Origin of the sequence: Bacillus sp. Au-Bac7 (genome assembly GCF_021341655.1) — a bacterium.
Classification (GTDB): domain Bacteria; phylum Bacillota; class Bacilli; order Bacillales; family Cytobacillaceae; genus Niallia.
In genome coordinates this window covers 134,784-158,613 of record NZ_JAJTTG010000002.1, presented here as the reverse complement: position 1 = coordinate 158,613, position 23,830 = coordinate 134,784, and the positions used below count along the sequence as shown (strand labels likewise).

Below are 23,830 nucleotides of genomic sequence, written 5' to 3'. Positions count from 1 at the left end.
GCCTCCCTTTCCACTGACTTATTTATTCAATACTACGGAAAAAGAGCTAAAAGGTTTCAGTTTCCTCCTTTTAGCCCTTTTAGCTACTACAGAACTTTCGTCATTTGTTTCTAATTTATATATCTCATTGTAGGCATACAATTAGCGAGAAGTTTTTTTACTTAAATTTCTACTTGTACCCAAATAATTTGTACCAACAACACCAAGAATGATCATAATGGAACCTGCTATGTGATATAAATGAAACTCCTCTTTTAAAAAAATAACTCCTGCTACAATAGTAATGAGTGTAGCAAAGTTACTGAAAACACTCATTTTTGATGCATCTATTTTAGATAATGCATAGTTAGATAGATAGGAGGTTCCTAAAGACGATAAGATACCTAAATACAAAATCGCAAGAACAAAATCCCAATGTCCAAAAGGTTGCATATATTGACGGAGTGTACCATTTATAACATGAGTTGTCAGTGCGACTCCATTAAAAGCGATTAATCCAAACAAGGTCATTATATATGTGATCGTGAATAATGAATATCGCTGTGTTAATTGTCTAGCAAATACGTTGTATAAGGAGGAGGTAAGTGCTGAAAGCAAGATTAACCCCGTTCCAACAAGACTTGCCTTTGTACCTCCTGCCCCGTTCATGTACATAATAGATATGACACCAAATACTGATAAACTAACTGCTATTTTTTGACTACTGGTAGTTGTTTCCTTTAAGATGATACTTGCAAGAATTAACGTAAAAATTGGTATTGTTGCTTGAATAATACCAGCTTCTGAAGAGGAAGTATGCACTAGCCCAAATACTTGAAAGCTAAAAAAGAGTGTCGGATATAAGATGGCTAACAAGGCAATTCGCAGTACATCTTTTCTTGTTACATTGACTTTATCTAATCCTTTTTTTAACAACAACACAGTGGCAGCAATCCATGCAATAGTAAACCGATGTGCAAGTGTATCTAACGGTGTTGCAACAGATAATGTCACTTTAACAAACATAAATGACAAACCGATAATGAATGCATAGATGATTGCAGCGATATATGCATTTCTTTTTTCATTCATCTTCATTACCCCCTTTATGATGATCCGGCCGGTACCATTATCGTAAGAGATTACGCTAACCTTTACGATATAAAAAATACCGATCTGTACCGATACAGATGCAATGGAGGCTTATGATGCTTAAATATGAATCAATCTATCAATCTCTTCTTATGCAAATTCAGTCTAATAAATTTTCAACCGGTGCAAAATTACCATCCATTCGAGATTTAACACAACAATATTCTTGTAGTAAAAGCACGGTCTTGACCGCTTTAAAAAAATTGGAGGCACAACATATTATTTATGCACTACCGAAAAGTGGATATTATGTTGTAGATAATCATGTCTTCAAAACCCCATCGGCCACGGACATAATAGACTTTGCAAGCTCTGCTCCTACTTGGCATGCTTTTCCTTACAAGGAATTTCAACACTGTATAAATAAAGCTATTGATACGTATCAAGAAGAATTATTTCGCTACGGAACACCCAACGGTTGGCCTCCGCTTATAGCAGCATCAAAAAAACTGTTAGAATCATACCAAGTTTTTACGCATGAAGAGCAAATTTTCATCACTTCTGGTATTCAGCAGGCTCTTTCTATATTAAGTTTGATGCCTTTTCCAAATAATCGTTCCACTATACTAGTAGAGCAACCTAGCTACCATTTATACATGGATTTACTAAAAACGTTACAACTACCGGTCATAGGAATTCAACGCACCGCAAAAGGAATTGATTTAGTACGACTTGAACAATTATTTCATAAAAAAGAAATTAAATTCTTTTATACGATGCCACGCTTCCATAATCCTTTAGGCTCGTCATACAGTAAAAAAGAAAAAGCAGCTATATTACAATTAGCAGAGAAATATAATGTTTTTATTTTAGAAGATGATTATTTAGCAGATTTTGATTTCAACCCGAAGAATGACCCTCTTTTTGCAGATGATTTACATGATAAAGTGATCTATTTAAAAAGTTTTTCTAAAATTATGTTTCCAGGATTAAGAGTTGGATTGGCAGTTCTACCTCCCTCTATCCTTAATATCTTTCAAAAATACAAAATGACAACAGATATCGACAGCTCTATGATTTCACAAGCCGCATTATATCTCTATTTAAAAAATGGAATTTATGAACACAATAAAACGAAAGTCAGTACCATCTATCATACACGTGCTAAAATTCTGCATCAGTCTATACAAGATTATTTACCTGCTTACGAATCATCATCAGAAATTGTTATGCATAATCATATTCATTTAGACAAGCGTATGAATTTAAAATCATTAGTTTACCAGTTGCAAAACCAAGGCATACAACTAGATTCAGTTAAAAGAAATTATTTAGATGGCTTTTACCAAGAACGGATTTTGAAGCTGAATGTTTCCAATGTAGAAGACAATCGAATTCAAGAGGGAATTCTCAAAATAGCAAGAGCATTAAAAAATCCTCAAAACTATTTTTAATGAATGCCTTGCTTCGCAAGCAAAAAGGGATTGAGTGTGATTTGTCTTATAATATCCCTCTCCCTTTTAACTCTTCAAAAATAAACTCATTGAAAAAGTTCAATGTAACACTATAGCTATCCTTTAATATGCTGCAAAAATTAGTCTACCAGAAAAACAAGGTAGTGCGATTGTATCTGTTATTACTGGATTTACGGTTTCATTAGTATTAGGGGTGCCGATTGGAACATTAATTGCCAACTTTTTTAATTGGCGGTATATCTTTTTATTACACTGATAAGCCTGCTACTATTATCTAAATTAATTCCTCCTTTAGCTGGTAACAATTCTATGTCTTTCAAGCAGCAATTCTCTATTATTAAAGATACGAAAGTATTTACTGGCCTATTAACAACCGTATTTTGGATTCTTGGGAAAACTATGGTAATTGCCTATATTGCGCCATTACTAAACAACTTATTAAATATCCCATCAGCAAGAATTAGCTTCTATTTATTCTAGGTGTGTTTCTTCGTTTATCGGTTCTCGCGTTGGAGGATTTGCTGTTAATAAACGGGGGCCGATGCGGACAATTATCATTAGCTTAATCATTCACTCATTTATCTTAATTACATTTACATCCAATTCAACTTCAACAATCGGTATTATTATTGTCCTTATGGTATTGGGCACATCTGCTTGGATAACTACTCCAGCTAATTAATATTATTTAATAACTTTAAAACCAGAATCATCTGAAATAGTTCTAAGTTTTAATACAGCACTAATGAATATTGGAATGACGTTAGGAGCAGGATTAGGAGGCTTGGTTGTTGAGTATACTTCTATTCATAATCTAGGTTGGATTGGGGGAATAACCGTATTAGCAGCATTAATTACTACAGTATTTTCATTTAAAGTAAAAAGATTAAATGAGCATTCCATTTACATGTAAAATGAACACAAAAAAGCATTAACTCTTTCTGATTAATGCTTTTTTATTAACCACTTCACCAAATGTTATCTATTAAGCGACCTATTAAGCGGATTATCATTTTAGGTATAAACATTAAGATATTCCAAATCACTTCACCTACTACCTCGAAAAAGCTCTCTTTTAAAAATTCTCTTATTCTGCTTTTATTTTTCATTTTATATCTTTTCACTTTATATCTTTTCATTTTATATCTTCCCATTATTCTTTTTAAGTTGAGCTATTTTACTCGATTTTATCAAAATAAGGATATAAAAACAGCAAGAAAATTATTACATATTATTCCTTTTTAATGTGGTATAATCATGATACATTTAAATAATAATTTATTTTCGCCTCTGTAGCTATAGAAGGGAAGAGCGCCGGAAAACATTGTTAGTACCGGGTCGCAAGGCAAGGGTTTCAGAAGCACCGAAAAGCAAAAATAGCTGAGGCAGGTGAAATTCCTAGCCGGTGAAAGTCCGTAGGGAAGCGTGTTCCCCCTAGCCTATGCTTACGAAAGGAGTGCGGGTTCGAATCCCGTCAGAGGCATTCCTGTTAATTCATCAGATTATGCGAATAAAAAAGGAATTGCTTATGAAAAAGCAATTCCTTTTTTGAATAATTATTTAATACTTAACTGTAAAGCTTTCAAGTTTTCACGCATCGCTGCTACGTAGCCTAATTTCTTATCTTGTAATTCTTTAGATAAAACCTCTAAATCATACAGACTAGCTGTCTTTGTTCCTGTTTCAGCTGCTACTGTTTCTGCAATTGCTGAGTTAGCACCTTGTTGATAATAGATAACTGGTACATCATTTTCTTTCACTAAGTCTCTAATTTCTGCAATACGTGATGCGCTCGGTTCCACTTCTGTAGATAAACCGCCAATTGCGATTTGCTTTAGATTATATCGCTCCGCAATGTATCCAAAAGCTTGGTGTTGTACGACAAAAACACGGTTCTCTGCATTTTCGAACGCAGCCTGGTATTCTTCATGTACTGCTTGAAGTTCCTTATTAAAAGCTGCTGCATTTTTTTCGTAATCGTCCTTTCCATCTGGATCTGCTTCAATGAGTGCATCACGAATAATATTTACTTGCTCTTGTGCCAATAATGGATCTAACCAAATATGTGGATCAAGGCTTTCATGGTCATCAATTAAAACAGATACTGGCTCTGATTCTGCATATGTATTATGAGAATCATCAAAAAGTACTGCTTTTACTTCAAAGCTTTCACCAGTTGTTTTGTACTCAAAATGATCAGTTCCTTGTCCTGACACTGCTTCCCATTCTTCATCAGCACTTCCACGAGTATACCAATGCCAATGCTCATAGTCAGCTTCTTCTTGCAGCTCAGCAACAAGTGTAACGACATCGCCTGTATGATAGTGATCTGCTAAGCCAATAATCTCTATTGGTCCAGCACTTTCTTCACTTCCATGGTTATCGTGATGATCAGCTTCTTCACCGTCTCCATGAGCTTGTCCATGATCATTAATAACAATCTCTACTGGTTGGGACTCGGCAAATTCATTGTGAGCATCATCATACAATACTGCTCGAACTTCAAAACTCTTCCCTGCAGCTTCATAATTAAATTCAGGTCCGCCTTGATTCGGGACAGTAACCCATTCTTTATCAGCACTTTCTCTTGTGTACCAGTGCCAATGTTCATAACCTGAATCATCCTCTAATTCTGCTGTTAATTCAATCTTATCACCAGTGTGATAATGATCTGCAACACCTTGAATTTTTATACCTTCTGCATCTTCATCAGATACTTCATGTTCATCTTCATGATGGTGCTCTGATTCAACACCATCTGCCGTTCTTGCTATCACTAATTTATCGTTCTCAATCGTCTTTAATAAGCTTCCTACCCAAAACTCCATTTCTTCACTGCTATATACAAAAACGTCTGCATCATTGACACGAGCGACATCTTTTGCACTTGGCTCATAGTGATGGGGATCTTCTCCATTTGATAGCATTAAACTTATATCCGCTCGTTCTCCTGCAACTTGACGAGCAAATTCATACATAGGGTAAAATGATGTTACAACAGAAAGCTTCTCATCATTCGTACTGCTTTCTTCTGCATTTTGACACCCAAAAAGAAAAGTGGACATCATCAAAATGAAAATTAACCAACTTTTTTTCATTTGCGTTATAAACCTCCAAACAACCAAATAAAGCGTAATAATTACGATTTAAAAGCTAGATTTTAGAATTTAATTCAAACTTAGTATATTAATAACTTAATAATTTCGATATTTATTAATGAGCTAACATATCACGCACTATACCAGCTGCATCTAGATTAGAAGGATAATATGTTGGCCAATGAGTGACTTCTTTTAGCAATGTCTCACTGTCATCTCCCCAATATAGATGGAAATGATGGGAATCAGCTGGAAAGATACCATGATCACTAAATTGAATGTATTTAGGCATGTCCTCTGTTCCGTCTGCTAATTTAAAAATGAAACGCACTCCTCTATTCCCTTTTTCATAGGTAAGAATTTCGTATCCGTCTGACTCATACTTTCCTGAATACTCCTTGTCACCTTCAAAAAAAGTTACAACATTGTCTTTAATGAGGATGCGGTCAACATCCGTTTTATAGCCTACTGTATAATATTCTTTATATTCTTCTTTTGTCATATCTCCGTTTTCTGCTTTATGTTCCAATACCTCGTCTAAATCTCCAGATAAAAGATATGGATAAACAGATTGCCAGTCACCTTCCCAGTCAGACAATTCACGGTTCTTTACTTGACTATCTTCAAAATATCCTTGATATATTTTTTTACTTTCTTCGTCAGTTCCATGATGATCATCAATGACAATTTTAGCTGGTGCTGATTGGGCACTTGGTTTGTTGTCATTGTCAAACAGAGCAGCTTTTACTTCTAATCCATTAACCGTTGCTTCAGCTGTAAAGATTTCGCTCTCTTGCCCTTCAACTACTTTCCATTCTTCATTGGCATTTTCTCTACTATACCAGTGCCAATGTCCAGATTCTGTTTCTTTATCTAAAACTGCAGTTAACTCAATCTTATCACCGGTATGATAATGATCTCCAATTCCTTCAATTTTTATATCTTCTGGAGCATCATCTATATTTTTCACTTCATCTTCCTGTACTTCTGATTCTTTCGCCCCTGCTCCATCTACTTCCTCACTTTTTGTTCCTGAACATGCTACTAAAAGTACACTAATTAATAACATGCTAAATAAGCTAAGATATAACTTTTTCATTTTTTCCCCTCCTATTTTTATGTAAAATTAAATCGTAATTATTACGTTTTATAAACTAACACTTACTTAGCCTTCTGTCAAGCATTGCTAATAATTATTTAATAAAAAATAGAAAGTGACAAGAACAATAACGTTTTTTAAATATAATATTTTAACACGCTGTCCTATTTCATTGATATCTAAATACCTTATACTTGGTTTTTATGTGCTCTAATTAAAAAACTCTCCTTTAAACCAAAGAGAGCTAACGATATCTTAATATAATAAACACCCAAAAAATCATCTTTGTACGGAATGAAAACTTTTTTCAACTACAACTTACAGTCGTCGGTTTTTCTAAGCTTTTTAGCTTCTGTTTGATTAGAAAAAACCCGTTATACTCATTAGGTGTAGTCAATTTTGATAACATTGCTCAAATTCGTCTTTCATGAGCCAACTAGTACAAGCCAAACCATTTTCATGATAAATTTCTTTATCAACTTCTAATTCAATGCTTCTATTTGAATTTGGATATTCAGGATCGTTGTTTACAATATACAAAGTATCTTCATCCTTCCAATGCATAGAAAAAGTAGATTTTGCATCACTATAATATATAGTTTTCACTTTATTTTCCTCATTATTAGTGACTTCAATCCATACATTAACTCCCCCGGCAGCGCCTCCATATAGTTCATAAAAAGCATTAGCTGTATACTTTTCTGTGGGTGACGATAACGGTCCAGGTCCTTTTTGGGTATAATCTTTATTAATATTATCAAACGAAAAAAAATAAATCCCATATAGTAGTACTCCTATAAATAGAAGTGAACTTGTCAAAGTGACAAGTAGTAGCTTTTTGGGAAAATGTTTCTTATTCAAAAAGTAGATTATTAAATAAATAAAAGAAACAATTAGCAAGAGTATTGTCAATATGGATAGTAAAAAACCGATTATATTCAACAAATATATAGATCCTCCTGTTACTTTATAGCTAATATTGTTTATTATACATTGTACATTTTATAAAAATGCAGCGTTAAATTTACTGACATTTATGTAAAAGGGTCAACCTAAGAAGGTTGACAAAAATTGTATTAGTGGAGCAAAGAAAAAAGTTTAATTACTGGCTGACAATATATCTTATTATTTTTAATTATTAAGGTATAGGTATTTACCTACAATAAATAAGATGTACCGTATAGTACGGCAGTACATCTTCAAAAACGTTACCAATTTTCAATAACTTAAGTAAAAAAGTGCCTGAGGACTCTGCTTAAATATAGTATATGTTTTACGAAGCTCTTTCTACAAATTTTACAAAATGTAAGTGTTAAAACTTATAGGATATTTTACCATTTTTTACTCTCCTCTTTTCATCCTATTTACTAAATAAAAATACTTTTGCAATAGTTCTTAGAAGTATGCAATTCTATTAGTAATGATGAAGAAAAAAAGGAGTGATCATATGTACAAAGTAGGCGAAAAGGTTCTACATTGTTCAGAAAAATATGAGATTTTATACATTTATGAGAGCGGTTTCGTAGAGATTAAAAAACATCCTTTTTCGATAAAATTAGTTCATATTACAGAAATTACTCGCAATGGAACTTGTTAGATACATCTACATGAGCTGGTTCTCAAAATATATCCATCTTCTGTGAATTGGATTAAGCTAAATAGCCTTTTTGTGGTTCTTTAGCCATTAACCCTTTTCTATACGCGAAGATTTACATTCCTTTCTACATATATAAGCATCTAGGATGCTAATAGCTTCTTTTACAAAATAAGCTAACAAGAAATTTAACATTATAATTAGCTAGGTATTATTGGATATGCTATACTTCTCGCTAGTTAATACCTATTTAATATAATGAAAGAAGGTTGCTTTATGAAGATTGCAGCACCTAAAATCTCACTAGAATTACCTGCGAAGAATTTTAGTGATATTTATTATGAGGAAGATCCCATATTGGAAATGTGTACAATAACAAACTCAGATTTTACATATGAGTCCTTAAACAGGGTTCGGCTAGACAAGGCTTTAATAAAGAATTGTAAGTTCACTAACACTGATTTTAGTAATATCTCTATTACGGATGTTGTGTTTGAGAATTGTGATTTCTCCAATGCTAATTTAAGTGGATCCTCTATCCATAGAGTTGAATTTACTAACTGCAAATTATTAGGAACCACGTTTCCAGAGTCTAGTCTTGGTAATGTGAAATTTAATAATAGCATATTAAATTTGGCTGCATTTGGGCATTCGAAACTAGAAAAAGTAGTATTTCAAGAAGCCGCTCTAAAGAATAGTGATTTTTATGAATGTAAACTTAAAAAGGTAGAGTTTGAATTATGTGACCTTGATGGTGCGAATTTTGAACAAACACCTCTTAAAGGGATAGACATTAGTTCGTCTAGTTTTGAATCGCTTATCGTCTCCATTGATAATTTAAATGGTTGTACCGTTTCTACTCATCAAGCTATTCAATTTTCTGCCTTAATGGGACTAGTTATAAAAGATTAATGATTTTAACTCTAGCATAGATAGGGATAATTAAACTATTACTCTAAGTCTCGAAATGTGAACGCTAATTTTTGCGATTTACAAAGTAGCAGGTAAAAAAGAAGTATATCTTTTACTGGGTAATTATGTTTATATAACATAGAAGGAAACCTCCATAAAAAGTTTTCCTTCTAAGGCCCCATTTACCGATCAACCTTAATCGTTTTTGTTTACTAGCTTTGCTCTACCATATTATACGAAAGTTGGTTTTAGTCCCCGAATAAATGCGTTACAGATGATTCTGATAAAAAAAACAGTTGCCATTGGCAACTGTAATGAAAAGCTATTCCTCATCTCAAAAGGAATATATCATTCATCTTAATTTTTATAAATTAATGCTTTGTCTTTAGCTAAAGCAAATGGTCGATAATAGCCTACCGTGTTTGATAAAGGCAAAACTTCAGGATGTAAATTTATATTTAGTACATTTTTTATATATTCTCTTCGTTTTTCAAACCGATCCCATAATTGCGGATAGTTCTCCTGTATTTCTTTTCTTAACTCTTCGTCTGCCAGCGCAATTCCTGTTTCCGCACTAGCACCACCATAGCCTTGAACAGACGGAATAATATCTACTTGAAACAGCATACCACTTCGTATTTTCGCTGTTGATTCTGGGTATATTGGGGAGCTCATCCATTCCTCATCCGCTACTAAATGGCCTGGGTTTAATGACCAATTAAATTGTTCCTTAGGCAGGACATTTTGAATGCAGTTATACATATCTTCCCCGCTTAAACCAATTTTGATATTTTCTAACCAAGCTACAACAGCTGTATAATAGGGTTTTGCCACTTTCTCTAAATAGTCTCCTACAGTTTCCGGTAGTTCTGCTTGATCAGCTACAATATAACCTGCTCTACTTGTTAGACCACCCTTATATCCTGTAGTAATGGAAAACTTATCTCCTAGGTGAACTTTTTTATTTTGCGGATAAAGAACAGCATTTGTGAATCGTTCTCCTGTTGCAAAAATATTCGTTACATTATGCGGTTGGCCATAAACAGATAAATAACTAGCAAGCTCCATATCTGTTTTACCCAGCTCTATTTCATCCATTGCTTTTAATACACAATCTGATGATAAACTGGCACCATATTCATAATAAGATATTTCATCAGCATTATTTACTATTCGAACTCCCTCTTGCCCAATAAAAAGTTCTGCACAGTTAATAATATTGTCACCATCGCCAACAATTTGTTTTAACGAATCCACCATATAATAAGGAATATCAAATAACTGTTTATTATCATCATACTTGCTAGTAAACAGTTTCCAGCCTACAAGCCCAATCGTTGATTGCTCGTTTATATTGGCAGTTTTAAGAATATCTGCAAAATTCATGCTGTTTTCCATCGGTTGATTTGGAAGGGAGAAGTGAGGAACATGAATTGCTTCTGCCTTTAATCGTGAAAATTTTGCCATCTTAAGATTTTCGTTCCCTAATAATAAGTAAGCTTCTCCATCTTGACTTATAACTAGCAAGGCTTCTTCAAATCTCGGTATAAAACCTGTGAGATATTCAAAATTCGCACCATGTTCACGGTCAGCATATATAATCGCCGTATCAATATTATGTTCTTTCATTTTATTTAAAAGCCTATTTTTACGTTGATTCATCGTTTCATCTGAAAGAACAACAGTATTATTATTAAAATCACTTAACGGTCTTTCTATCTCTTTTAAAGTAACATTTTCATACTTATAGCCAAACTTCATAAAAGCTTCACTCCACTTCTCTAATTGTTATTTATCGGAAAATTCATTTGTCGATAAATTGATATGTAACAGCTAATTTTTAATACACCATTTTAAAACTTGAATTTATTTTAGAAAGTAAATTTTCTTGCTTAACCATTATCATATCATAATGAATACAGAAATATTAGCAGCTCAAATATTGCCTCTTCTTTTAAGGATCACCCTTTCATAATCGATAGTTCTACGCTAAATTTTCCATATAATCCTCATAAAAAATCGTCCCTATAACTATTTACTCATTATAAGTACTTTTACTATTAAATTCCTTATACCAATGTTATTTTAGTAAGTAAGTATAAACAGAATAATCATTGGCTTTGTCCTGTTGAAAGTAATAACCAGGCCGTTACTTTACCTCTGTTTAACAACTTAATCCATTAAAGGCGGTTATAAATTTGGAGAAGCGGGATGTCAAAGTTATCAATCAACTCAATGACCTTACAGAAGGTCATGTATTATATTTCTTCGAAGATATAAATGCTTATATAAATAATATTATTGATTTTGTTATCTCTGGATTGGATCATAACCAATATTCCTTAATCATTGAGAATGATCGGATTGTTCCATTGATAGAAAAAAAACTTGCTGTGCTATTGAATGAAAGTCAAATTAGCAAAGTTAAATTCATCAATAATTATGACTTCTACTTTGCAAACGGAGATTTTGCATGCAATTCTATTTTTGATTATCTTCCTAGACTTTATAAGGGTTATAATGAACAAGAATTTCGTGTACGTAGCTGGGCCCATATAGAATGGGGAGATATTAGTTATATACATAACAAATTAACAGAGTCTGAAAAGGAAGCTGAAATAATAGTCAGTAGAAAGGGAATTCTGTCTGTTTGTGCCTATGATTCAGATAGAATGAGCGAGGAGCTTAAAACAAACCTTCAATGTCACCATAACTTTCTTATAAGGAATTAGAAAAATTATACAGTTTCCCACTCTTTTTTCGGAATGAAGCTGTTTTTTTACCTTCTTATAATATCCTGCCAAAAGTAATCCCATAAAAAAAGTTGCTGTGAGGCAGCAACTTTGCAGAAATGAGATTACTAACACTTATGGTTATTCTTCTTCATCTTCATCAATATCCATTTCTATATCTATCTCTTTAGAAAATAGCTTAACAAAGTCCTATATAAAAAAACGTTCATCTGATAGGATGAACGTTTTCAGGTTTGAATATTATCTACCACACTAACAATTATCTTTCCCTTTGCATGTCCTTCACCAAGGTAGCGTATAGCTTCTTTCACTTGATTTAGATTATACCGTCTATCAATTACAGGTAGTAAATTACCTTCCATATAAAGTTTTGTTAAAGCATCTTGATCCTTCTTATTTGGTTTATGTACAAGAACTTTCAGCGTCTTATTTTCTGTTTTTGCAAACAAAGGCCCTAGACATAATAATTGGATGATTAGTGATAACGACCCTCCAACCATAACATATGTACCATTAGGATTTAATACTCGCTTGCAATTAAATATGGACCGCGTACCAACAACATCGAGAATTAAATCATACGACTTATCCAATTGGGTAAAGTCTTCTTTCTTATAATCAATGACATAATTTGCCCCTAATGACTTTAGCATATTAAGCTTTTGGGTGCTATCCACACAGGTTACCTCAGCACCATGTAATTTTGCCAGCTGCAAGGCGAACGTGCCCACTCCCCCACCGGCACCATTAATTAAAACAGTTTGCCTTTTTGTATTCTGGCGGCCAATACGTAATCCTTGCAAGGCGAGCACAGCTGCTTGCGGAATGGCGGCCGCTTGATCAAATGTCATACTAGCTGGTTTTATGGACATTGCATCTTCATGTACACACACATACTCTGCGAAACCGCCCCAGCCACACCAAGATATGTCCCCAAATACTTCATCTCCTGCTACAAGGTGCTTTACATGACTGCCAACCGCTTCGACCCTGCCAGATATGTCCGCTCCCAGTATCCTGTGTTTCGGTTTTATCATTCCCCCCAAACGGGTTAAAAACGGTTTACCTCTTAATAGATCCCAGTCCCACGAATTTACGGATACAGCATGAACTTTAACCAGTACTTCATTATTCTGAGGATACGGAATGTCTATTTCATTGAGTTCAAGCTCATCTGTCGTTCCATATTTTTCATATATTATCGCCTTCATGAAGAAATCTCCTTTTAAGAATTTATTCGTACAAAACAATTCTTTATATGCCATTAGAGAGTTTATGAACATGAAGTATAAAATATATGTCTTGTTGAAATAAAAGGGATTTCAACATCTATTGCATTAACACAAGAAAAAATTTTCTTTATTTAATACCCGAATGCTACCACTATAGTACCTTAATAAAATGGCGCTGTTTCAGTTAATTGTTTATAAAACGATGAACAGTGGCAGGGGGGGAACTTGTTTTTTCTTTTTCTGTTCTAATAACACAGTAACAGGTATTAGTTATGACCAATGTATATGAACTTTTTCAAACTACACATGCTATGAAATGTACTCGAGGCCATACCTTAACTTTCCCCTCATTTTCGCCAATACATGAAGGATTATAATTGATTTTGTATTTTTTGTTGGAGTGGTTAAATATACAAGGCTTTACCTCCTACGATTTTCTTTTAGTATCCTTCTTCCTTAAACTACCGAGTTAGCATAATAGTTAGTTTCACGCTAATCTTTTGTTTCAAATACCAAACCCACATCACCTGCTTCCTTTTTACTTTTTTGATACTTAATATTGATTTCCCTTGCAATGGAAAAATTACTTCTTGCTCTTTCCAGATAGCTGGTGAGTTTAATTCGAAAATTATATTAAAAATCACTTGTTGCAAAAAATGCAATCAAGTGATTTTTTCCTTTCTATTTGTAATATTATAGGGTTTGGTACTATATGTTGATGCGGAAGTTTATCCTTATAAATCTAAAATTCTCATCACAATAGAGTGGTTTCAAGAGCATTACTTAACATAGTATCAAAACTTTCAAATGACTCCATTAAAGTTCCTGAAGGCTTATCAAGTTCAACATATAAACCTTCTTTTTGATCATAACAATACCATGCTGTATCAGAATCACCAAAAAATATATACTGTTTTTGCCAATCATTTTCATGCCAAAGCTCATTAGTTTCAATAAACCCATGGATGTCTTCTTTTACTTCTCTATCAAGTAAGTTTTCATCAACACCATATATTACTAAACCATTAAAATCTAATCCGTTTATGTTCTTTAGAAATTCAATATACGAGCTAGGTAATACAACATCGCCTAATTCATCCTTAATTTTATGATTCATTTTAATAATTTCAGCATCTGCTACTGGACTTCTAAGTGAAGAACCATACTTTTCTTCTATTTTTCTAATATCGTCCAAAAATTTCGTCCATTGGAACATATCTACTCTTCCCTTCTTTCAAAAGGTTTTGGCGGGTGTATCTCATCTTTATACATAGGTCAATTTATTGTAATACTTTGTTTTGGTGATAAGCCTTTATTCAAAGAGTTTTGTTCATTAGTAACCGATTTATGAAAAGTATCATTATTTATCAGTACTAAGTTAGCAAAATCATTTTTTCCTCCATCATCTAAAGGTAAATTGTGATGTACTTGCCAATCCTTTATATAACAGTGCCTGTTACGTAGTTTTCTAACTAACATTCTGTCACTATCCAGTCCGACTGTTCCATAAGAAATGGTCTTGCATATATTACAGGAATGCTGCCATATTTGTGACTTAAGAAAGTAATACAAAATAAGGAGTAGAAATACATCTACTCCTTTTGCTTGCTTTTTCAATATTTATTATTTTAAACGTTATATAAACCACCATCAATAGTATAAGAAGATGAAGTAACGTAAGAAGATTCATCTGATAGTAAAAATGCAATTACATTTGCCACTTCTTCAGGTTCACCATATCGTTTCATCGGAACAGCATCATTATATGCATGTTTTGCAGCTTCAGCATCTTCTGAAACATTGGATTCAATATTACGCATCATTTGAGTATTAATGACACCTGGGTTAACAGTATTCACACGGACATTATAGGTTGCTGCTTCTAGGGCTGCTACTTTATTAATACCCATTACAGCATGTTTGGATGAATTATATAATACCATACTTGGTGCTCCAGTAAACCCAGCTACAGATGATGTATTAACAATAGAGCCAGCATTCTGTTGTTTCATCACAGGCAAAACATGTTTAAGACCAAATAACACACCTTTAACATTAATACCATAGACAAAATCAAATTCTTTTTCTGTTATTTCTTCAATTAGTTTAGCTGGTCCTTCAACTCCTGCATTATTAACAAAACCATCAATTCGACCAAATTTAGCAATTGTTTGGTCTACATAATTTTTAACATTCTCTTCATTCGATACGTCAGTTTGTACAACTAAACTATTATTTTCCGTTAATTGAAGCTCTGCTTGTACCGATTCAATTGCTTCTTTGTTTAAATCAACTAGTACTACCTTTGCCCCACCATTCGCTACTTTTTTCACTACTTCTTTCCCTATACCGCCTGCTGCTCCTGTTACAATAATAACTTTGTCTTTAAAATTCATGTTTAAATCCCCTTTTTATATATTTTGAATTGCGATATCTCAAATTAATAATAACATAGGTTATTTTAAATAACCAATAATTCAACTCAGATATTTATCATTATCAAAATTCATAATGTTAATTATTGATGTTTGTGTTTTCTTTTTCGAGTTAATGTGTTGAATCTACATAAAGATTTTTTTACCTTTGAATATTAAAAGATCCAAGAAATAAAAAACTAGGATTGTTACATAAGAAAAGGAGCTGCCTCAGCAGCTCCTTTTAAATATCACCAATATTTCCTTTTTTCACAGGTCTTATAAAAACTCCTAATTTGACTATAAGTTTAAACATCCAATAAAAGTTAAATAAAAGCCCAAACGAGATAACTGAAAACAGCATTCCACCATGATAAACTGGAATATCTGCAGGAAAACCAAAATAATAATCTCCAAAGCTCTTTTCAAATCGATGACCTACACTAGGAACTACAGCAAAAATTATAGTTGATATAAAACTTACTATTGATAATTTTACTTTTTTAGCATTAAATTTATTTAAAATTAAAAATGCTACTATTGCTAAACCGTTTATTAACAATCCAATAATCAAATCAATCACGCTAAAAGCTCCTCGTTTTTTGCCACCAATTTATACTTTCTAAATTATTATAGCAAAAATACCCATTATTAACATAATCTTATATTAAACTATATTCCTACCATTTTCTATTTAATACAAGTCTTCCCCCCCCTCTTATTACAGATAAAATTTCTTGAATTAAACCACTAAATGCAGTCTAATTATATGGTTTCTAATACATATGTACTGGTCCTATTTTATTATTATTTCAAAAAATTGATTGACAGTATATAGAATTTAACAAAGAATGAAATGGTAGAGTAATCCATATAATAAATATTCATGCATAATGAACAAAGGGTGATTAAGTCATTGAGAAACATATTTACTATTTACAAAAATGATTGGATACGAATTTTCCAAGCTCCTGTTGCTTTATTTTTAATCATTGCATTAATGATATTGCCTTCCCTCTATGCTTGGTTTAACTTGAAGGCTTCTTGGGATCCATATTCCAACACAAGCGGAATTAAGATTGCTATAACCAATGAGGATGAAGGGGCTGTTATTCGTGATAAGGAAGTTCATATTGGGGATGAGATTGTTGCAACCTTAAAAGCGAATGATAAGCTTGGCTGGACATTTGTCAGCAAAAAAGAAGCTGATGAAGGGGTCAAAAAAGGTACTTATTACGCAAGTCTCTATATACCGGAAGACTTTTCTGAGAAAATAGGTACGGTGTTAGAGGATAAACAAATAAAACCTGAAATTGAATATACGGTCAACGAGAAATTGAATGCCATTGCTCCAAAAATGACTTCCAGCGGTGCTTCCACTATTGTACAGTCTGTAAAGGAAAGCTTCGTGGAAACAGTCAGCGAATCTGTTCTGACTATCTTTAATGATGCGGGAATTAAATTAGAAGAAGAGCTACCTACTATTCGTAATATCGAAAGTAAAATCTTCACACTAGAGGGTGATATTCCTCAAATGGATGCTTTATCTGAGAAGATTTTAAATCTAGAGGAAAAAATACCTGAAATAGATGAACAAGCGCAAAAACTTTTAGCGTTAGAATCAGCTATTCCACAATTAAATGAAGCATCTGAAAATATTTTGTTATTAGAAGAAAAACTACCAGAACTTGAAAAAGTAGGCGAAGGTATTCTTCTGCTTCAGGAAAAAGCTCCTGAAATCGAAAAAGTTGCAGGAAAAGTAACTGAATTAGAAACTCATTTTTCCGAAATTAGTGATACTGTTTCAAAAGCTGTCACTAATGTCGAAAAGATGCAAGAATTTATTACAACTGCAAGTGGCTCTTTAGAAGAAATAGAACAAGGCATTACTAATGGGCAACAAATAGCAGAAGTTCTTCCTGATTTTATGGAAGAAAATCAGGAAGCTTTTAATACAATAGGACCTGTATATAAACAAAACCTGCTCTTATATCAAAAAACAGCGGATGCTGTACATCAGTATGCAACTTTAGTTAAAAGTGGTTCACTATCTGATCAAGAAATAACAGAAAAAGCGTCCCTATTAAAGGCACAAGTACAAACAAGTATAGACAGCCTAAATCGTTCCATTGTTTTATTTACGACATTAAACACTGCTACTACAAATGGGCAGTCAACACTACAACAAGAAATAACGGACTTGCAATCTTTGCAAACAAATTTTAATAAAGAAAAAGAATTACTTGGTACTATCCAAGAAAATAAAGAAGCAACAGAGTTGTTAACATTATCTCAAGAAGCTATTAATCTGAGCACTACAATGCTTAATCGTTATGATACGCAAACAGCACCTAGCATTAATAATGCCCTAGATGCACTGAAAGAAGCGACACAAAATGCTGGGGAAGATTTAAAAAGTGCTCAAGAGAACTTACCGAAACTTAAAGAAATTTTAGTTACTACAAAAGATTCACTCACTCTTGCACAGGAAAATTTATCAAAACTTCAAAACAATCTACCTGCAATTGAAAAAGAGGTTAAAGAAGTTTCTAGCATCATTCAAGATAATATTGATGATGTTTTAGAAGGAATAGATAAAGCGGCAGACTTCTATACAGACACATTTCCATCCTTAGAAGAGAAAGTGCATGTAGCAGCGGACTTTGTGCGTAATGACCTTCCTGAAGCAGAAAAACAACTTTCTAAGGTTGCGTCCATCATTAGAAATGATTTGCCGGGATTGGAAGATTCTGTTCATAAGGTTGCAAATCTAGTTCGAGAGGAATTACCAGGCCTAAAGGACACCCTTACTAATACAGCAGATTCTATTCGGGATTTTGAAGATAATTATGATCTTGGTGAAATTATCTCTCTGTTAAAAAATGATATTAATGAAGAAAGTGATTTTATGGCAAACCCAGTTGTTTTAGATGAACATTCTCTATTTCCAATACCTAACTACGGGTCTGCCAATTCACCATTCTACACAACACTAAGTTTATGGGTTGGAGGATTATTACTGATTTCCTTGCTGCGTGTGGATGTCAGAGATCCAGAAGGAATTTATACTTCTAATCAAATCTATTTTGGTAGAGGTTTAACTTTTCTAACGATTGGATTATTTCAAAGTCTGATTGTTACATTAGGAGATATATTCATCTTAAAAGCCTATGTAGCCAATCCAACCGCTTTTGTATTGTCCAGTATTCTTATCAGCATGGTTTTCATGACTATTGTGTATACATTAGTTTCGGTTTTCGGTAATATCGGAAAAGGAATCGCCATCATCTTCCTTGTATTACAACTATCAGGTGCAGGTGGAACATTCCCGATTCAAGTTGCTCCACCATTCTTCCAAGCCATAAATCCTTTCTTGCCATTTACGTATGCAATTAACTTATTACGTGAAACAGTTGGTGGAATGGTAAATGAAACAGTTTTTCATACTGTAAGCATGTTGCTCCTGTTTGGTGTGGTTGCAATAATAATTGCCGTTTTCCTGAAAAAACCACTTGCTAATGCTACGAAAAAAACGGCAGAAAAAGCTAAATCAAGCGAAATTATTCACTAATGGAAAAGTGATGTTTAGAAAAAGAATGAAGGCTGTATTTTAAACCTGTAGTCGAAACACTTTAAATTTGTGTTTCATCTGCAGGTTTTTTCAGCTTATATAGGATAATATACGCAGTTTTGCGCCCCCTTATGGTATAGTTGGTTCGGGATACCTACCATCTTTGACTTTCCTGCAAATTACAAGTGTGGGAAATAGCCAAAAGTATAGCTCTCTTTTTTAAGTATTATGATTAAATAATTTCACTCTTTTTAGTTTCTATATACACTAATTCCTTAAATACACAGTTACACGCAAATAAATAAATGAGCTTACACTTAAGAAAAGCGTTAATCACTCTTAGAATGAATTTAAATATTATAAAAACAGACTAATCCCTCTTTCAATAAAAATTAAACCCACACCAAGTAACCTGGCATGAGTTTCAATAAACTACTATCATATATATTCAATTTCTTAACAGTCACCCTAGAATCCTCTTAATCCTTATCTCAATAATTACTTGAAGTATTCGATAATAACTTATTCTGAGTATGAATTTACCGGCAGCCCTAATCCTAAATTCCCTCGTAATGTATTACTTTCATACGCCGTTCGATAGATTCCTCTAGCTTGCAGTTCAGGAATGACATAGGTAACAAAGTCTGTTAGTGAATCTGGCAAAAGCGCAGGCATGATATTGAATCCATCAGCAGCACCGTCTCTAACCCATTCTTCCATCTTATCAGCAATTTGAGTTGGGGTTCCAATGGCTATATGATGTCCCCGCGAACCTGCTACCCACTGATAAGTCTGACGTAATGTCCAGTTTTCTTCTTTTGCTTTCTTTAGTATCATTTCATGCTTGCTTTGGATAGCATTAACAGTCTCTGGAAGTTTGATATCTGTAAATTCTGTATCGAGCGGAATGCCTGCAAAGTCTATGTCGCCGAAGTATCTGCCTAAAATAGCAAGTCCAGCTTTAGGTATGATCAACTCTTGCAATGCTTCATATTTTTCTTGGGCTTCTGCTTCCGTCGCTCCTACTATAGGCATTAATCCTGGCATAATACTTACATCGCTTTTCTTTCGGTTGAAAATCTCCATTTGACCTTTTAGGTCATTGTAAAAGGTAATTGCATCCTCTTTATTTGCTTGAGCAGTAAAGACAATCTCCGCATATTTAGCTGCGAATCGCTGACCATCACCTGATGACCCTGCTTGTACAATGACTGGATGACCTTGAGGCGATCTTGATACATTTAGCGGCCCTCTAACAGAGAAGAATTCACCTTGATGGTTGATTTGATGAAACTTGCTTGTATCAATAAACTGTCCTGACTCTTTATCAATCACTAATGTGTCTTCTTCCCACGAATCCCATAGCTTCTTGGATACTTCCATAAACTCTGTTGCTCTTCTATAGCGGGCACTGTGTTCTAAATGCTCTGTCTTATTGAAGTTTTCTGCAGTGGAAGCTAGTGATGTCGTAACAACATTCCAACCTGCACGTCCTGCGCTTATATGATCCAATGATGCAAACTTTCGAGCAACATGAAAAGGTTCTTCATATGTAGTGGATGCTGTTGCAACTAAGCCTATACGGCTAGTTACGGACGCTAAATAGGCTAACAACGTCATTGGCTCAAATCTAGTTAGAATGTTTGGATGTGAATTTTCATCAACAGACAAGCTATCTGCTAAAAATAATAGGTCAAATAACCCTTTTTCTGCAGTCTGTGCGATATCTTTAAAATATGTTAGATTCATAGATGCATTCGGTACAGCATGTGGATGTCTCCATGAAGCAACATGGTGACCTGTTCCAGCTAGAAACAAACCTAATTTCACCTTTTTTGGTTGTTCGTTCATGTTGATTTTCCTCCTTTGCTTTTTAACCCTTTTGACAAAAATAAAATCCTTCTTCTATCTGCAGAAGAAAGATCATAACTAGAAGAACAGTACTTCGCAAACATAAATTCGTCGTTTACGCTTGCGAAGCATTTACTTTTATTCAAAAACCGTCCTGTTCAAAACAGTTAGCCGACATCATTATTTCTTATTCAATACATTTACTGCTAGATTAGCAAAATACTCAGACGCAACTTTAATCGCGTCTTCCTTTAAATCAAATTGTGGATGATGCCATTCCTGCGGTCCATCTACACCCATCCAAACAAAAAAGCCTGGAATGTATGTTTGATAAAACGCAAAGTCCTCTCCACCGGCACTAGGCACAGCATCGACAACATTATAGCCAGCTTCGTCAGCAGTAGCGCGAACAATTTCCTCCAAGTTGGCATCATTATTAACTACTGGTAAATAATCATCCCAAATAAACTCAACAGAACCGCCATTTCCTTGAGCAATCGATTCTGCTAAGTTTTTCATTAGACCAGGAATCGCTGCTCGTGCTTCAGGCTGGAATGTCCGAACTGTCCCTTCAAGCATTACAACGTCAGGAATGACATTCCATGTGTTTCCTCCATGGATACTTGTAATACTAATGACCGCATTATCAAACAAATTCAGTCTTCTAGCAATAATAGTTTGGACAGAGGTTACATATTGACTAGCAATAACAATAGGATCAATCGCGTTATGAGGAATACCCGCATGCCCGCCTACACCATGGAAATTAATCTTAAATTTATCGACACTTGCCATTAATCCCCCTGATTTTACACCAATAGTACCTACTGGCAAATCCGGTTTATTATGCATTCCGAAAATAGAAGAAACTCCTTCTAATGCTCCTTTTTCGACAGCAAGCTTCGCGCCTTGGGCAACTTCCTCTGCTGCTTGGAAAATAAATCTCACTGTTCCGTGCAGGTTATCCTTCTGCTCATTCAAAAGAATCGCCGCTCCTAATATGGAAACAGTATGGAAATCATGACCACATGCATGCATTTTTCCGTCTGTTTTCGATTTAAACGGTACCTTTGTTTCTTCTTTAATTGGCAAGGCATCAATGTCTGAGCGGATTGCAATAGTCGGTCCAGCAAACGCACCCTTAACTTCCGCCACAACACCTGTTTCTAAATCAAGAGGTAGAATGGATATATTGTGTTCTTGTAACCACTTTTTAATATGAGCAGTTGTATTAAATTCTTCAAAAGCAAGCTCTGGATTTTCATGTAAATATCTTCTTTTTCCAATTAAGTCTTCTAATAGTTCATGAGACATTTTCATGATTATTATTCATCTCTTTCCAGTGTTTTTAAAAATTGTTTCGTTCGTGGATTTTTTGGATTATGGAATAATTCCTTTGGATCATTTTCCTCGACAATATTTCCGTCTGCCATGAAGATGACACGGTTTGCTACTTCTTCAGCAAATTTCATTTCATGTGTAACAATAATCATTGTCGTGTTTTGCTTAGCAATATTTTTAATAACTTGAAGTACTTCAGAAACCCATTCAGGGTCAAGGGCAGATGTTGGTTCATCAAACAGAATGGCATTCGGGTTTACAGCAAGCGCACGGGCAATCCCGACACGCTGCTGCTGACCGCCAGATAATGTAGACGGATATTGATGGAATTTATCCTCAAGCCCTACCTTTATTAACAGCTCTTTACCAATTTTCTCTGCCTCTTGCTTATCCATTTTCTTGGCAACAATTAGTGCTTCCGTTACATTTTGCAAAGCTGTTTTATTTTTAAACAAATTATAGTTTTGGAAAACCATCGCTGTTTCCTGTCGCAAATTATGGACGTCTTTTCGTCCCATTTTAGCTACATCTACATTTGTTTCTCCAATATGGATAGTCCCTTCATCTGGTACTTCTAATAAATTTAAGCAGCGTAGTAATGTTGATTTCCCTGATCCAGACGGTCCAATAATGGCCAATACATCGCCACGATCGACGTGTAAATCAACACCATTTAAAACGGTATTTTTACCGAAACTCTTTTTCAAGTTTTTTACAGATATCATGGTAAGACTCCTTTAACTGATATACGGTTTTTCCATTCGCTTTTCGATTACTTGTTGGATTAAAGTAACTATTATAATTAGAATCCAATAAAGCAATGCCAATGCTAAGTATGTTTCAAAGAATTTTAAGGAGCTTGCTGCTAATATCTTTCCTTGTGCAAATAATTCAACGATACCTAATGTAAAAGCTAGGGAAGTCTCTTTAATTAGACCAATAAAAACGTTGCTGCTCGCTGGAATCGCATTACGAGTTGCTTGTGGTAATACGACCCTGCGCAAAGCTTGTGCCCTCGTCATTCCAACAGATAAACAAGCCTCTACTTGCCCTTTATCGACAGAGTTTAATGCTGCTCGGAAAATTTCCGCTAAAAACGCCGATTGCTTTAAGCTGAGTCCCAAAATAGCTGCTGTAACTGCGGTCATTCCAGTTAGAGCTGGGAAGATTTGCGGCAATCCGTAATAGATTAAAAACAGCTGTACTAATGTTGGAATTGCACGGAAAAATGAAATATAAATGGTTGCAAGCTGCTTTAAAACAGGTATATTCGACCTAGTAATCAAAGCAAGTATTAAGCCGCCAATAACAGAAAAGAACATGGATATGACAGCAAGAAATAAGGTGAATGGTATTAATTTCAATAGCGCCGGAAAAATTTCTATAAAGTAACCAAAATCGAGTTCAAGATTCATTTTG

At 34.2% G+C, this 23,830-nt stretch carries 21 protein-coding genes; 7 read left to right on the top strand and 14 right to left on the bottom strand.

The features are described 5' to 3' along the window. Window positions 1–141: 141 nt before the first annotated feature. The gene (locus LXM54_RS09260; protein ID WP_233314929.1) at window positions 142–1,071 is read right to left on the bottom strand and encodes a DMT family transporter; all 930 of its coding nucleotides are present in this window, start codon (window positions 1,069–1,071) and stop codon (window positions 142–144) included. Between the two features lie 116 nt (window positions 1,072–1,187). Here LXM54_RS09260 and LXM54_RS09255 point away from each other — a divergent pair, with 116 nt between their 5' ends. From LXM54_RS09255 to LXM54_RS09240, 4 genes are all read left to right on the top strand, one after another. Further along, complete coding sequence (locus LXM54_RS09255; protein WP_233315620.1) at window positions 1,188–2,525, top strand: aminotransferase-like domain-containing protein; 1,338 nt, start codon at window positions 1,188–1,190, stop codon at window positions 2,523–2,525. Between the two features lie 330 nt (window positions 2,526–2,855). Next, window positions 2,856–3,026 carry a hypothetical protein gene (locus tag LXM54_RS09250; RefSeq protein ID WP_233314928.1) on the top strand — a complete coding sequence of 57 codons (171 nt, stop codon included), beginning with the start codon at window positions 2,856–2,858 and terminating at the stop codon, window positions 3,024–3,026. Window positions 3,027–3,087: 61 nt separating this feature from the next. Continuing rightward, window positions 3,088–3,228, top strand: coding sequence for a hypothetical protein (locus LXM54_RS09245; protein ID WP_233314927.1), 141 nt, complete (start codon window positions 3,088–3,090; stop codon window positions 3,226–3,228). 75 nt (window positions 3,229–3,303) lie between these two features. Further along, window positions 3,304–3,459 carry a hypothetical protein gene (locus LXM54_RS09240; protein WP_233314926.1) on the top strand — a complete coding sequence of 52 codons (156 nt, stop codon included), beginning with the start codon at window positions 3,304–3,306 and terminating at the stop codon, window positions 3,457–3,459. A 55-nt stretch (window positions 3,460–3,514) separates the two neighbouring features. Here the strand turns inward: LXM54_RS09240 and LXM54_RS09235 are convergent, their stop codons facing one another. The 4 genes from LXM54_RS09235 to LXM54_RS09220 all read right to left on the bottom strand — a co-directional run bounded on the left by LXM54_RS09235 (window position 3,515) and on the right by LXM54_RS09220 (window position 7,688). Continuing rightward, on the bottom strand, window positions 3,515–3,685 hold the full coding sequence (locus tag LXM54_RS09235; protein ID WP_233314925.1) for a hypothetical protein: 171 nt from the start codon (window positions 3,683–3,685) through the stop codon (window positions 3,515–3,517). Between the two features lie 417 nt (window positions 3,686–4,102). Continuing rightward, on the bottom strand, window positions 4,103–5,644 hold the full coding sequence (locus LXM54_RS09230; protein ID WP_233314924.1) for a metal ABC transporter solute-binding protein, Zn/Mn family: 1,542 nt from the start codon (window positions 5,642–5,644) through the stop codon (window positions 4,103–4,105). Between the two features lie 115 nt (window positions 5,645–5,759). Continuing rightward, on the bottom strand, window positions 5,760–6,743 hold the full coding sequence (locus LXM54_RS09225; RefSeq protein WP_233314923.1) for a metal-binding protein ZinT: 984 nt from the start codon (window positions 6,741–6,743) through the stop codon (window positions 5,760–5,762). 393 nt (window positions 6,744–7,136) lie between these two features. Then, on the bottom strand, window positions 7,137–7,688 hold the full coding sequence (locus tag LXM54_RS09220; RefSeq protein WP_233314922.1) for a DUF5412 family protein: 552 nt from the start codon (window positions 7,686–7,688) through the stop codon (window positions 7,137–7,139). A gap of 925 nt (window positions 7,689–8,613) precedes the next feature. Between LXM54_RS09220 and LXM54_RS09215 the strand changes: the two genes are divergently transcribed. Further along, window positions 8,614–9,249: a pentapeptide repeat-containing protein gene (locus tag LXM54_RS09215; protein ID WP_233314921.1), complete on the top strand. Its 636-nt coding sequence runs from the start codon at window positions 8,614–8,616 to the stop codon at window positions 9,247–9,249. A 357-nt stretch (window positions 9,250–9,606) separates the two neighbouring features. Here LXM54_RS09215 and LXM54_RS09210 read toward each other — a convergent pair whose 3' ends face one another. Then, entirely contained in the window at window positions 9,607–11,010 is a 1,404-nt protein-coding gene (locus LXM54_RS09210; protein ID WP_233314920.1) for a M24 family metallopeptidase, read from the bottom strand. Window positions 11,011–11,447: 437 nt separating this feature from the next. Here LXM54_RS09210 and LXM54_RS09205 point away from each other — a divergent pair, with 437 nt between their 5' ends. After that, complete coding sequence (locus LXM54_RS09205; protein WP_233314919.1) at window positions 11,448–11,981, top strand: MEDS domain-containing protein; 534 nt, start codon at window positions 11,448–11,450, stop codon at window positions 11,979–11,981. Window positions 11,982–12,229: 248 nt separating this feature from the next. Here LXM54_RS09205 and LXM54_RS09200 read toward each other — a convergent pair whose 3' ends face one another. The 4 genes from LXM54_RS09200 to LXM54_RS09185 form a co-directional block, all read right to left on the bottom strand. Then, a complete protein-coding gene (locus tag LXM54_RS09200) occupies window positions 12,230–13,213 on the bottom strand; it encodes an NAD(P)-dependent alcohol dehydrogenase (RefSeq protein ID WP_233314918.1) in 984 nt (327 codons plus the stop codon). Window positions 13,214–13,988: 775 nt separating this feature from the next. Beyond that, window positions 13,989–14,450 (bottom strand): YrhA family protein, encoded by a 462-nt coding sequence (locus LXM54_RS09195; RefSeq protein WP_233314917.1) that lies wholly within the window; start codon window positions 14,448–14,450, stop codon window positions 13,989–13,991. 412 nt (window positions 14,451–14,862) lie between these two features. Next, window positions 14,863–15,630 carry an SDR family NAD(P)-dependent oxidoreductase gene (locus LXM54_RS09190; protein ID WP_233314916.1) on the bottom strand — a complete coding sequence of 256 codons (768 nt, stop codon included), beginning with the start codon at window positions 15,628–15,630 and terminating at the stop codon, window positions 14,863–14,865. Between the two features lie 262 nt (window positions 15,631–15,892). After that, window positions 15,893–16,231: a hypothetical protein gene (locus LXM54_RS09185; protein ID WP_233314915.1), complete on the bottom strand. Its 339-nt coding sequence runs from the start codon at window positions 16,229–16,231 to the stop codon at window positions 15,893–15,895. Between the two features lie 333 nt (window positions 16,232–16,564). On the opposite strand from LXM54_RS09185, the gene LXM54_RS09180 reads away from it, so the two are divergent. Further along, window positions 16,565–19,219 (top strand): YhgE/Pip domain-containing protein, encoded by a 2,655-nt coding sequence (locus LXM54_RS09180; protein WP_233314914.1) that lies wholly within the window; start codon window positions 16,565–16,567, stop codon window positions 19,217–19,219. 522 nt (window positions 19,220–19,741) lie between these two features. Here the strand turns inward: LXM54_RS09180 and LXM54_RS09175 are convergent. From LXM54_RS09175 to LXM54_RS09160, 4 genes are all read right to left on the bottom strand, one after another. Continuing rightward, the gene (locus LXM54_RS09175; protein WP_233314913.1) at window positions 19,742–21,070 is read right to left on the bottom strand and encodes an LLM class flavin-dependent oxidoreductase; all 1,329 of its coding nucleotides are present in this window, start codon (window positions 21,068–21,070) and stop codon (window positions 19,742–19,744) included. A 180-nt stretch (window positions 21,071–21,250) separates the two neighbouring features. Then, a complete protein-coding gene (locus LXM54_RS09170) occupies window positions 21,251–22,390 on the bottom strand; it encodes an amidohydrolase (RefSeq protein WP_442780435.1) in 1,140 nt (379 codons plus the stop codon). A gap of 5 nt (window positions 22,391–22,395) precedes the next feature. Next, window positions 22,396–23,136: an amino acid ABC transporter ATP-binding protein gene (locus tag LXM54_RS09165; RefSeq protein ID WP_233314912.1), complete on the bottom strand. Its 741-nt coding sequence runs from the start codon at window positions 23,134–23,136 to the stop codon at window positions 22,396–22,398. Window positions 23,137–23,148: 12 nt separating this feature from the next. After that, window positions 23,149–23,826: an amino acid ABC transporter permease gene (locus LXM54_RS09160; RefSeq protein ID WP_233314911.1), complete on the bottom strand. Its 678-nt coding sequence runs from the start codon at window positions 23,824–23,826 to the stop codon at window positions 23,149–23,151. Window positions 23,827–23,830: the final 4 nt, after the last annotated feature.